11 protein-coding genes and 2 tRNA genes are annotated in these 11,074 nt (G+C 72.4%); 5 read left to right on the plus strand and 8 right to left on the minus strand.

From position 1 onward, the window contains the following. Positions 1–154: 154 nt before the first annotated feature. Positions 155–1,354 (minus strand): glycosyltransferase, encoded by a 1,200-nt coding sequence (locus ABT336_RS24910; RefSeq protein WP_350899628.1) that lies wholly within the window; start codon positions 1,352–1,354, stop codon positions 155–157. Between the two features lie 417 nt (positions 1,355–1,771). On the opposite strand from ABT336_RS24910, the gene ABT336_RS24915 reads away from it, so the two are divergent. Both ABT336_RS24915 and ABT336_RS24920 read left to right on the plus strand, forming a co-directional pair. After that, a complete protein-coding gene (locus ABT336_RS24915; RefSeq protein WP_350899630.1) occupies positions 1,772–2,383 on the plus strand; it encodes an ATP-binding protein in 612 nt (203 codons plus the stop codon). Between the two features lie 74 nt (positions 2,384–2,457). Then, entirely contained in the window at positions 2,458–3,030 is a 573-nt protein-coding gene (locus ABT336_RS24920) for a DUF5709 domain-containing protein (RefSeq protein ID WP_350899632.1), read from the plus strand. Between the two features lie 112 nt (positions 3,031–3,142). Here the strand turns inward: ABT336_RS24920 and ABT336_RS24925 are convergent, their stop codons facing one another. Beyond that, a complete protein-coding gene (locus ABT336_RS24925; protein WP_350899647.1) occupies positions 3,143–3,790 on the minus strand; it encodes a response regulator in 648 nt (215 codons plus the stop codon). An 11-nt stretch (positions 3,791–3,801) separates the two neighbouring features. Then, positions 3,802–4,926, minus strand: coding sequence for a MacS family sensor histidine kinase (macS, locus tag ABT336_RS24930; protein ID WP_350899634.1), 1,125 nt, complete (start codon positions 4,924–4,926; stop codon positions 3,802–3,804). A 121-nt stretch (positions 4,927–5,047) separates the two neighbouring features. Between macS and ABT336_RS24935 the strand changes: the two genes are divergently transcribed. Further along, positions 5,048–5,512 (plus strand): ATP-binding protein, encoded by a 465-nt coding sequence (locus ABT336_RS24935; RefSeq protein WP_350899635.1) that lies wholly within the window; start codon positions 5,048–5,050, stop codon positions 5,510–5,512. Between the two features lie 187 nt (positions 5,513–5,699). After that, positions 5,700–7,184: a glycerol kinase GlpK gene (gene glpK / locus ABT336_RS24940; protein WP_350899637.1), complete on the plus strand. Its 1,485-nt coding sequence runs from the start codon at positions 5,700–5,702 to the stop codon at positions 7,182–7,184. 10 nt (positions 7,185–7,194) lie between these two features. On the opposite strand, the gene ABT336_RS24945 is transcribed toward glpK, so the two are convergent. Beyond that, positions 7,195–8,028, minus strand: a complete 834-nt coding sequence (locus tag ABT336_RS24945) for a phosphoribosylaminoimidazolesuccinocarboxamide synthase (protein ID WP_350899639.1) — start codon at positions 8,026–8,028, stop codon at positions 7,195–7,197. Positions 8,029–8,224: 196 nt separating this feature from the next. Between ABT336_RS24945 and ABT336_RS24950 the strand changes: the two genes are divergently transcribed. Then, on the plus strand, positions 8,225–9,580 hold the full coding sequence (locus ABT336_RS24950) for an ABC transporter substrate-binding protein (protein ID WP_350899641.1): 1,356 nt from the start codon (positions 8,225–8,227) through the stop codon (positions 9,578–9,580). A gap of 175 nt (positions 9,581–9,755) precedes the next feature. Here the strand turns inward: ABT336_RS24950 and ABT336_RS24955 are convergent, their stop codons facing one another. The 4 genes from ABT336_RS24955 to ABT336_RS24970 all read right to left on the minus strand — a co-directional run. After that, positions 9,756–10,004, minus strand: a complete 249-nt coding sequence (locus ABT336_RS24955) for a hypothetical protein (RefSeq protein WP_350899643.1) — start codon at positions 10,002–10,004, stop codon at positions 9,756–9,758. A gap of 255 nt (positions 10,005–10,259) precedes the next feature. After that, positions 10,260–10,336, minus strand: a tRNA-Met gene (locus ABT336_RS24960). Between the two features lie 421 nt (positions 10,337–10,757). Beyond that, positions 10,758–10,831: transfer RNA gene (locus ABT336_RS24965), tRNA-Met, on the minus strand. 14 nt (positions 10,832–10,845) lie between these two features. Continuing rightward, positions 10,846–11,074: pentapeptide repeat-containing protein (locus ABT336_RS24970; RefSeq protein WP_350899645.1), on the minus strand; the 229-nt coding region annotated here is incomplete at its 5' end.

The raw sequence follows: 11,074 nt of genomic DNA on the forward strand, positions 1-11,074 counted from the left end.
CCGGGGTCGGGACCGGCACCGGGGCCGGGACCGGGGCCGGGGAGGCCCCCGCCGGGCGTCGTGCCCCGGCGGCGCGTACGAGCCACGAGGGTCACCCGAAGACGGTGGGGCTGCCGACCCCGGCCCGACGCAGCAGCTGAATCAGTGGCCGACTTCAGGCCTTGACCGGGCGTCGCAACCCGACCACCCGCTCGTAGAGCCGCTCCAACGCCCCGGCGGTCCGTTCCCACGTGTAGCTGCACCGGACCCGGTCCACCGCCGCGTGGCCGTACGCGAACCGACCCGCGTTGTCGGCGAGCAGCCGCCGCAGCTGGACGCCGAGCGCCCGGACGTCGCCGGGAGGCACCAGCTTGCCGGTGACCTCGTCGACCACCGCGTCGGCGAGCCCACCCATGGCGTATCCGACCACCGGTACGCCGCAGGCCATCGCCTCCAGCGACACCCGCCCGGCGGAGGAGTAGTGCGGGGTGCAGGCGACCACGTCGGCCGAGCGGTACCAGGTGGCCATCTGGTCGTGCGGCACCCCACCGACCAGGCGTACCTGGTCGGCGACGCCGTGGCGTTCGGCCAGCTCCCGCAGACGACGGGCCTCGGCGTGGTTGGCCAGCCGGTCGGCGGGCGGCCCTCCGGCGATGACCAGTTCCACGTCGCCGACAAGTCGCATCGCCCGGATCAGGTCCTCCTGTCCGTGTCCGGCCGACAGTCCGCCGACGGACAGGATCCGGGACCGCTGATCCCGGGGTGCCGCCTCGCCGTCGGGGTGGAACCGCTCGACGTCGACCCCGGCCGGGACCATTGCCACCGAGGCGCGTTGCAACCCCATCCGGGTCAGCTCGTCGACCTCGTCGTTGCACTGGGCGACGGCTATGTCCACCGCCCGGGTCAACGCCCGTTCCAGTGGGATCCGCTCCCCCGGCCCGTCGTACCCCCGGCCCAGGTGCCGCAGCTGCTCGACCCCGAGCGAGTGGAAGGTCTGGACCACCGGGATGTCGGTGTCCCGTACGGCGGTGGCGGCGGCGAGGCCGCCGATCCAGTAGTGGCCGTGTACGACGTCCGGCCGCCAGGCGCCCGACCACCGCTCACTGAGCCAGCGCCCGAACTCGGGTACGTGCCCGACCAGCGCGGCGGTGGCCGTGGGCGCGGTGGGGCCGACCGGAACCCGCTCCAGCAGGTACCCGTCGACCTGGGTCGACTCGGCCGAACCCGGTTCCTCCCGACGTTCGTAGACCCGGACGTCGTGTCCTCGCGCGGCCAGTTCGGCGGCGACCCGGGCGATGTGCTGGTGGGTGCCGACGGCGGGGCCGTCGAGGTGCGGGAACGGGCCGGCGTGTGCACAGACTAGGCCGACGCGCATGGGTCACCTCCATGCGTTCTGCGAGCGGGTGGTCCTCCGGTCAGAGCGTCCCATTAACCGAGCCCCGAGAGGCCCAAACCTGACAGATCGGGATCGGTCAGGCGAGCCGGGCCGGGGCGGATCGACCCGAACGGCCCGATCGACAGCTGGGATCCGGGCCGGTCACCGACCCTCTCGACCACGCAGCGACGCTCCGGTCACCATCGGTGGCTCCGCTGACGGTCGTCCCCGCCGGCAGATGCACTCTGCGTACTCGACGTGCACAATGACAGGATTATGCCGACGGACGCGCAATGCCTGGTGGGAACAGATGGATCGACTACTGTCGTCCCCCTGACCGGGACCCTGGACGCCGCCGACATCACCACCGTACGTGACATTTTGCTCACTTGTCTGTGGGAGCGCGCGGGTCCGACGGTGATCGACCTGTCCGGTCTCGTCAGCGTCGTCCCCGCCGCCCGGGGGATGTTCGCCGACCTCGACCGGGAGGTCGCCGACTGGCCCGGGACGGAGCTGGCCCTCCTCGACCCGGCCGGGGTGACCTGCCCACCCGGGACGACGGTCCCACCCGACGGCCCCACAGTGCATCCGACCCTGACCTCGGCGCTGACCGCCCTCGGCGCGACCTCCCGACCCCGGTCGGTGGGTCTGTCCCTGGCACCGGTGGTGGGGGCGGCGCGGGAGGCCCGGACCCTGGTCACCGAGAACTGCGTCCGCTGGGGGCTGCCGGAGCTGGTGGAGCCGGGGTGCATCGCGATCACCGAGATGGTCAACAACGCGGTGGCGCACGCCCGGACCGGGATGAGTCTGCGGCTGGCCCCCCGGGTGGACGCCCTGCACGTGGCGGTCCGCGACCAGTCCCACCGGCAGCCGTCGTTCACCGGGCTCGCCCCGCCGACCTCGACCGGCGGCCGGGGGATGCTGCTGATCGACACCGTCGCCCGGCGCTGGGGCAGCACCGACGTTCCGGCGGGCAAGGTCGTCTGGTGCGTCCTGTACGCCGAGGACGAGGCCGCCTTCCTCGGCTGAACGACCCGGCCTCGGCGGGCGTTTCGCAGGCTCCGGGTCGGTTACCCGGCAGAGGCAACGGGTAGTGCTCCACCATGCGCGACGACGAGTACCCGACCCCCGTGTCCGATCCTGAGGCGCAGGGCCTGCCCGACACCGCCGACGACGACTCCACCGCCTACGACGACGTGGCCACCGGTCGGGAGGCCGACGGCCCGGAGCCGGCCCAGCTTCCCGGTGACCGCATGCCGGTGGCGGTCGACAGGTTCGGCACCACGCCGGACGAGCAGCTCGACGGCGAGTCCCTGGACAGCAAGCTCGCCCGCGAGCAGTACGAGCGTCCGGCCGACGACCCGCTCGCCGGGCCGGTCGACCCGGACATCGCCGCGGAGGCCGACAGCGAGGAGGCCGCCGCGCAGGCCCAGCTCGACGCGGACGTGATGAATCCCGGTCCTACCTCCGACCCGAACTCCCCGGTCTCCCTCTACGACCACGGCCAGTTGGGCTCGACCGCCGACGCTCAGGTGGGTCGCCTGGTCGAACCGGACGAAGGGGTTCGTTCCGACCAGGACAGCGACTCCGTCGCCTACGACGCCGGTTCCGCCGGGGGCGGTGCGAGCGCCGAGGAGCTGGCGATCCACGAGACCCGGCCGCCGGCCTCGCACTGAGGCGCCGACCGGCACCCCGGCCACCCTAGGGGTCGGCCGACCGCCCGCACGTCTCAGAGGGCCGGTCGACCGCCGCCGGAGGTGTCAGGGGGCCGGCCGGCACCCGGAGGTCTCAGTCGTCCAGGCCCTGCTCGATCGCGTAACGGGTCAGCTCGACCCGGTTGTGCAGCTGAAGCTTGCCCAGGGTGTTCTGGACGTGGTTCTGCACCGTCCGGTGGGACAGGCCGAGACGCTCGGCGATCTGCTTGTAGGACAGCCCCTTGGCGACCAGACGCAACACCTCGGTCTCCCGCTCGGTGAGCCGGGGTGCACCCTCCCCCGGGTCCGTCCCGCCGTCCCCCGGGCCACCGGCGGCGAGGCGGCGGTACTCGCCGAGGACCAGACCGGCCAGGCCGGGAGTGAAGACCGGCTCCCCGGCGGCGGCCCGGCGGACCGCGTCCAGGAACTCCGCCGGGGCGGCGGACTTCAGCAGGTAGCCGGTGGCCCCGGCCTTCACCGCGTCGAGGACGCTCTGCTGCTCCCCACTGGCCGAGAGCATCAGCACCCGGACCTGGGGCAACGAGGCACGTAGACCCTGGACCACCTCGACGCCGGAGATGTCGGGCAGTTGCAGGTCCAGCACCACCAGGTCGGGGCGGGCGGCCGGGGCCACCCGGAGCGCCTGCCGGCCCTCACCACTCGTGGCCACCACCAGGTGCCCGGCCTCGGTCAGGTCCCGGGCCACCCCCTCGCGCCACATCGGGTGGTCGTCGACCACCATCACCCGTACGCTCACCCGGCGCTCCGGGGCACTACCAGCTCCACCTCGGTCCCGGTGCCGGGCGCGGAGTGGACCCGGACCGCCCCGCCCAGGTCGCCGACCCGCCCCCGGATGGACTGGGCGAACCCCAGCCGACCCTGCCGGGCCGCCTCGTCGAGCCGCTCCTGCGACATCCCCGGCCCCTCGTCGCGTACGGACACCGTCACCGTCTCCCCCTCGTCCTCGATCAACACCCACGCCCGTCCCCCGGCGTGCCGCTCGACGTTGTCCAGCGCCGCCCCGGTCGCCGCCGCGAGTTCCCTGGCCACCGGGGCGGGCAACGGTACCGGGGTGGCCGGTGCCGACACCGACACCCCCGCCGAGGCGTACCGGCCCAGAAGTGTGCGGACGTCCAGGTCGGCACCGGTGGGTGGACCCGTGCCCGGTTCCGGGGCGGTGATCAGGGCACGCAGCGCCGCCTCCTGTTCACCGGCCAGGCGGGCCAGTTCACCGGCCTCCCCGTCCAGGTGCGCCCCGCGACGCTGCACCAGGGACAGCACCTGGAGCACCGAGTCGTGGATGTCGCGCGCCAGCCGCTCCCGCTCCCGGGTCGCCGCCTCCAACTCCACAGCCCGTTGGAGCCGTTCCTCGGCGGTCGCTGCCAGTCGGGCGACGTGCCCGACCACCACCCCGGCGAGCAGCGCCAGTATCGGCCCGGTGAACGAGGAGTCGCCGATCTGCTCACGGGTGGCCAGGTCCGCCGCGCCGACGAGCAGCGCGGCCACAGTGCCGCGACGCCGTCCCCCGGAGACAGCCCAGGCCAGCACCGGGCCACCGAGCCAGGCCACTGCCAGGGTGGGCACCCCGGCCGCCAGCGCCTCCCGACCCACCACCCAGGGGGTGACCAGCAGGACCCCGAGCACCACACCGAGGTCGGCCAGCAGCAGCGGCCACCGACGCCAGGACGGTCGGGCGTACCCGACGGCGGCCACCACCGTCCAGGCCAGCATCACCAGCAGGACGGCCGCTGCGGCGAACGGGTGGGCGTACCTGTCGTAGTCGCGCAGGATCAGCACGCAGACGTACCCCAGGGAGGCGAACCGGAACACCGCGACAGCGCGCCAGAGCGGGACCTCGAAACCACCGGCCGGGGACATGGGCGACACGATGCCACAACCGGGAAGCCGGGCCGGAGGTCAGCCGACCCACGACGTCGGCGGCTGGGCGTACGATGGCGGAAACCGCGACGACTCTCAAGATCCATCGGCGGTACCCGCCATGCCGGACGCAAACGCCCCTGCACCACGTACGGTTGTGCCCATCGAACCTTTCGTCCTCATCGCCGAGGCCTTCGACGAGGGCCGGGTGACCGAGTTACGCCACTCGGTCACCTCCTGCGCGTACGCGGCGGGGCTACGAGGGCAGAGCCTGGACGACTTCGTCCTGGCCGTCAACGAGCTGATCACCAACGCGGTCCGGCACGGCGGCGGGCACGGTTGGCTGCGGCTGTGGCCGGACGGGACGCAGCTGATCTGCGAGGTCGCCGACCACGGGCAGGGGATCAGCGAGCAGCGCCTCGGCGACCGGAGCCGACCGGCCCCGGAGACCGCCGGTGGTTGGGGGCTCTGGCTGGCCCGGAAGCTGAGCGACACCATGGAGGTGGAGACCGGCGACTCCGGCACGGTCGTCCGGATCAGCGCCGCCGTCGGCACCGACCACCACGCCCGCCCCGGTCCCGGCTGACCGGGCGGCCCGACCCGCCGCAGTGCGGGCACACCTGCGGCGGCCCGGCCGACGCACTGTGCGACCTGGGGCGGCCCGGCCCGCCGCGGTAGGACCTGGGGGCGGCCTGGCCGACGCACTGTGCGACCTGGGGCGGTGGGGCGTCCGTCGGACGGCGCACCGGTGCCGGATTCGGTACGGTGCTGCGATGACCCCGCAGTACGTGGCCGCCATCGACCAGGGCACCACCTCCTCCCGGTGCATCGTCTTCGACCGGGCCGGGGAGGTCGTCTCCGTGGCGCAGCGGGAGCACCGGCAGATCTTCCCCCGACCCGGCTGGGTGGAGCACGACGCCGAGGAGATCTGGGAGAACGTCCAGTTGGTGGTCCGGGAGGCGGTCGCCGCCGCCGGCACCGACCCGGCCGGGCTCGCCGCTGTGGGCATCACCAACCAGCGGGAGACGACAGTGGTGTGGGACCGTTCCACCGGGCGACCGGTCGCCAACGCGATCGTCTGGCAGGACACCCGTACCGGCCCCCAACTGCGCGAACTCGACCGGACCCACGGCGAACAGCGGGTACGGGAGCGGACCGGGCTGACCCTGGCGACGTACTTCGCCGGGCCGAAGCTGCGCTGGCTGCTCGATAACACCGAGGGGTTGCGCGAGCGGGCCGAACGCGGCGAGGTGCTCTTCGGCACCATGGACAGCTGGCTGATCTGGAAACTGACCGGACGGCACGTCACCGACGTCACCAACGCCAGCCGGACGATGCTGATGGACCTGCAGACCCTCGACTGGGACGCCGACCTCCTCGACGCCCTGGGTGTCCCGGCGGCGATGTTGCCGCAGATCTGCTCCTCCTCCGAGGTGTACGGCACCGCTGAGGGGGTCCTCGCCGGGGTCCCGGTGGCCAGTGCCCTCGGTGACCAGCAGGCGGCCCTGTTCGGGCAGACCTGTTTCTCCGCAGGCGAGGCCAAGTGCACGTACGGCACCGGCAGTTTCCTCCTGCTCAACACCGGCACCGGGCCGGTCACCTCCAGCCACGGCCTGCTGACCACTGTGGCGTACCGGATCGGTGACCAGCCCGCCTCGTACGCCCTGGAGGGGGCCATAGCGGTCACCGGCGCACTGGTGCAGTGGCTCCGGGACAACCTGGGTCTGATCTCCACCGCCGCCGAGGTGGAGGAGCTGGCCCGGAGCGTGGACGACAACGGTGGCTGCTACGTCGTGCCGGCGTTCTCCGGGCTGTTCGCCCCGCACTGGCGCTCGGACGCCCGGGGGATCATCGCCGGGTTGACCGGATACATCACCAAGGGGCACCTGGCCCGGGCGGCGCTGGAAGCCTCGGCCTGGCAGACCCGGGAGGTGGTCGACGCGATGAACGCCGACTCCGACGTGGCGCTGCGCCGGTTGCGGGTGGACGGCGGGATGACCGCCAACGGCCTGCTGATGCAGTTCCTCGCCGACGTTCTGGACGTCCCGGTGGTCAGGTCCCGGATCACCGAGACCACCTGCCTCGGTGCCGCGTACGCCGCGGGGCTTGCCGTCGGGTTCTGGCCCGACCTGGCCACCCTGCGGGCCCAGTGGCGCTCCGACGCCCAGTGGACGTCCACCATGGATTCCGCCCACCGGGAGGGTGAGCTGCACAACTGGCGCAAGGCGGTGCAGCGCACCCTCGACTGGGCGGACTGACCTCGGCCGGTCAGTCCCAGCGCTCGCCGGTGAGCTTCTCGTACACCTCGACGTACCGGGCGCGGGTCGCCTCGACCACCTCGGCGGGGACCTCGGGAGCCGGTGCCTGCTTGTCCCATCCGGCGGCGACGGCCCAGTCCCGGACGTGCTGCTTGTCGAAGGAGAACTGGGCCCGACCCGGCTGGTACGACGGGGCCGGCCAGAACCGGGACGAGTCGGAGGTGAGGACCTCGTCGCCGAGGACCAGGGTCCCGTCCGACGCCCATCCCAACTCGATCTTGGTGTCGGCGACCAGGATCCCCCGGTCGGCGGCGATCTCGGCACCCCGGCAGTAGACGGCGACGGTGATGTCGCGCAGCCGCTCGGCGGTCTCCGCGCCGACGGTGTCCACCACGTCGGCGAAGGTGATCGGCTCGTCGTGCTCGCCGACGGGGGCCTTGGTGGTCGGAGTGAAGATCGGCTCCGGCAGGATCGATGCCTCGACCAGCCCTCGGGGCAGCTCCACCCCGCAGACGGCACCGGTGCGCTGGTACTCGGCGAGCCCGCTGCCGGTGAGGTACCCCCGGGCGACGCACTCGACGGGGACCATGTCCAACCGGCGGCACCGGATCGCCCGTCCGGCGAACTCCGCCGGAACGTCGGTGCTGGAGATGACGTGGTTGGGCACCAGGTCGGCCAGCTGGTCGAACCACCACAGCGAGAGCGCGGTGAGCAGCCGCCCCTTGTCGGGAATGGGCGTCGGCAGCACGACGTCGAAGATCGAGATCCGGTCGGTGGCGACCAGGATGAGGTCGTCACCGTCGGCGTAGAGGTCCCTGACCTTGCCAGAGTGCAGAAGTTCCACGGCCCTAGTACACCATGGGGAACCGCCGTGACCGACGTCACCACCGAAGGCCGACACCGACCACGGCCGTCGATCGACTGACCGTACGGCCCGGTGCACCTACCGCTGCGGAGGAGGGGCGGCCGTTGACACTACCGCCCACGACCTGTGTAAATGGTCCGACCGCGGCCACTGCTCGGCACCGAGGAGTCTTCCCTTGCCCGCCCCCCGACGCATCCTGCCCACCGCCCGGCGCTCGCCACTGTCGCGTGCGGACGCCGACCCCGGCCGTCGGCGGCTGCTCACCGCGTTCCTGGGTCTGCCAGTGCTCACCTCGGGCGCCCTCGCCGGCTGCACCGAGGACGAGGCCGCCCAGGTCCGGGACGAACCGATCGAGCTGTCGATCTTCTGGTGGGGTAACGAGCTGCGGGCGGAGAACACCGAGCGGGCGCTACGCCTCTACACCGCCCGTAACCCCCGGGTCACCTTCAAGGTCACCTGGCAGGGCAACCCCGGCTACTACGACCGGCTCGCCACCCAGGCCGCCGGCGGCAACCCTCCCGACCTGTTCCAGATCGACGACAACTACCTCGCCGAGTACGCCCAGCGGGAGATCCTGTACGACCTCAGTGGACACCGGCAGGACCACCGGCTGGACCTCCGTCAACTCCCCGAGAGCCTGGCCAGCTACGCCGAGGTCGGTGGTCGCACCATGGCGGTGGCCGCCGCCCAGAACACCCCGGCGATGGCGTTCAACCGGACCCTCCTGCGTCGACTCGGCCTGCCCGAGCCCACGATGGGGATGTCCTACCCGGAGTTCCTGACCTGGGCCGGGCAGGTCACTCGGACCTCCGACGGCCGGGTCGCCGGCACCATGGACCCGTCCGGGGACTACCGGCCGTTCTGGCTGTGGCTGCGGTCGCGCAACGCCGAGCTGTACCGGGGCCGACGGCTCGGCTTCACCACCACCGACATGGTCGACTGGCTCGACCTGTGGCAGCAGGCCCGATCCGACAAGGCCACCCCGAGCCTGCGACTGCTACTGCGGACCGTCGACAGCGACCCCAGCCGACAGCTCATCGTCACCGGCGACACGGCCGCCTCGTTCATCTGGTCCAACCAGCTCGCCGACCTCCAGAGCCACACCGACGACGAACTCGACCTGGTCAGCTGCCCCGGCCCACCGGCGGCACACTGGGCCCGGGCCTCGATGTACTGGGCGGCCTTCCGGGGCACCCGACACCCGGACGCCGCCGTCGACGTGATCAACTTCCTGACCAACAACCTGGAGGTCGGCCAGGCCCTCGGCATCGAACGAGGGCTCAGCGCCAACCTCGGGGTCCGCCGGTACGTCCAGGAGAACATCGCCGACGAGGCGGTCCGCCGCAGCGCCGCCTTCGAGGCGACCCTGGCCGACCGGTTCGGTCCCGCCCCGGCCCCGCCGCCGAGAGGCCACGCCAAGGTACGGCGTCTGCTGACCGCCACGGCGACAAGCGTGCAGACCGGCGAGGAGTCCGTCCGGGAGGCCGCCTCCCGCTTCGTCGCCGAAGCCGGTGCCGCCCTCGCCGAGTAACCCTCGCCGGACCCACTGGGTCGGCCGGAACCCGGTGCCCCCACCGGAGCAGCCGGAGCCTGGTGACCACCGCCGGAGCAGCCGGAGCCTGGTGACCACCCCCCGGAACGCCGAAGCGGCCGGAGTCCGGGCCACCGCCGGGGCGGCCGGAGCCGACCGGTCGGTGGGACGCCGGTCAGCGGGGCGGGCCGCCCCGTCGGCCACGCATCATGCGGACCAGCAGCAGCACGACCACCGCGACGACGACCAGGCAGCAGAGCAGGCCGATCAGACCGAACCCGCCCCGGGAGCGACGTCGGGCCGCCTCCAGCACCAGTTCACCGGTCCCGGTGGAGGCCCAGGCCACCACGGGGACGAACACGGACAGCGTGACGGCACCGAGGACCGTGCCGAGCCGGCCCCACCATCTGTTCCAGGAAGACATGCCCACATCCTCGCCTACCGCCGCCACACCGTCACCCGCTTCGTCCCCGCGATCCGCTGGCACCACCGCTTCGTCCCTACGAGTCGCTTCGTCCGCGCGAGCCGGTGCCACCATGCGCCTCGTCCGGGTGAGCCGGTGACGGCCGACGGCGCGGCCGGTGGGTGGGTGGGGGTGGCCGGTGGGGGTGGCCGGTGGGGCAGGGGGCGACGGCACACGGAAACGGCCCCGAGGATATCCTCGGGGCCGTTTCGCCGATGGTAGCGGGGACAGGATTTGAACCTGCGACCTCTGGGTTATGAGCCCAGCGAGCTACCGAGCTGCTCCACCCCGCGTCGACATCTGAAGCCTATCGCATCGCCGCCGCCACGATCCGCAGGGGTCACACATCCACTGACATCACCGCGTCGGCTGCCGAGTCCGCCGCCGAGAGTGGCGTCGCCCTGCAGGTCACCTCGGGACTCGCCCAGCAAGTCGCCCCACCCATGATCGCTTGCTGGAAACCTACGCGACACGCCGGGAAAAGGTCAGGTTGGCGACAAACGATCAACGGAGGCTCGAACCGGGATGCATCCCCTCGGACGAAATCTGGGGGTGCAGCACCGCTGACGCAGTCTGGGACGCAGCACCGAGACGCAATCTGTGGTGCAGCCCTTCAGAACAGTCTGGGATGCAGCCCCTGGACGCAGTCTGGGATGCAGCCCCTGGACGACGAGAACGGCCCCGAGGATATCCTCGGGGCCGTTCTCGCAGTCGTAGCGGGGACAGGATTTGAACCTGCGACCTCTGGGTTATGAGCCCAGCGAGCTACCGAGCTGCTCCACCCCGCGTCGGTAGGACAACGTTAGCGCACCGCCCCCACGGACCGCAAAACGGTCCCCCCATCCGCGCCTGACCTGCAAGGACTCCCCGCACGAACGAGCCGGGCACGAACGAGCCGGGCACGAACGAGCCGGGCACGAACGAGCCGGGCACGAACGAGCCGGGCACGAACGAGCCGGGCACCCCGACATCGTCGGGGGCGCGGGGGGGGGGGGGGAGTGGGGCCGCGAGGGCGGGGGGGGCTCCGGGGT

The sequence above is a fragment of the Micromonospora sp. NPDC000207 genome, assembly GCF_040300925.1.
Lineage (GTDB): Bacteria > Actinomycetota > Actinomycetes > Mycobacteriales > Micromonosporaceae > Micromonospora.

Coding starts and splice junctions, on each gene's coding strand:
- glpK (WP_350899637.1), top strand. CDS start 5,700: ATGACCCCGCAGTACGTGGCCGCCATCGACCAGGGCACCACCTCCTCC.
- ABT336_RS24910 (WP_350899628.1), bottom strand. CDS start 1,354: ATGCGCGTCGGCCTAGTCTGTGCACACGCCGGCCCGTTCCCGCACCTC.
- ABT336_RS24925 (WP_350899647.1), bottom strand. CDS start 3,790: ATGGTGGTCGACGACCACCCGATGTGGCGCGAGGGGGTGGCCCGGGAC.
- macS (WP_350899634.1), bottom strand. CDS start 4,926: ATGTCCCCGGCCGGTGGTTTCGAGGTCCCGCTCTGGCGCGCTGTCGCG.
- ABT336_RS24935 (WP_350899635.1), top strand. CDS start 5,048: ATGCCGGACGCAAACGCCCCTGCACCACGTACGGTTGTGCCCATCGAA.
- ABT336_RS24920 (WP_350899632.1), top strand. CDS start 2,458: ATGCGCGACGACGAGTACCCGACCCCCGTGTCCGATCCTGAGGCGCAG.
- ABT336_RS24955 (WP_350899643.1), bottom strand. CDS start 10,004: ATGTCTTCCTGGAACAGATGGTGGGGCCGGCTCGGCACGGTCCTCGGT.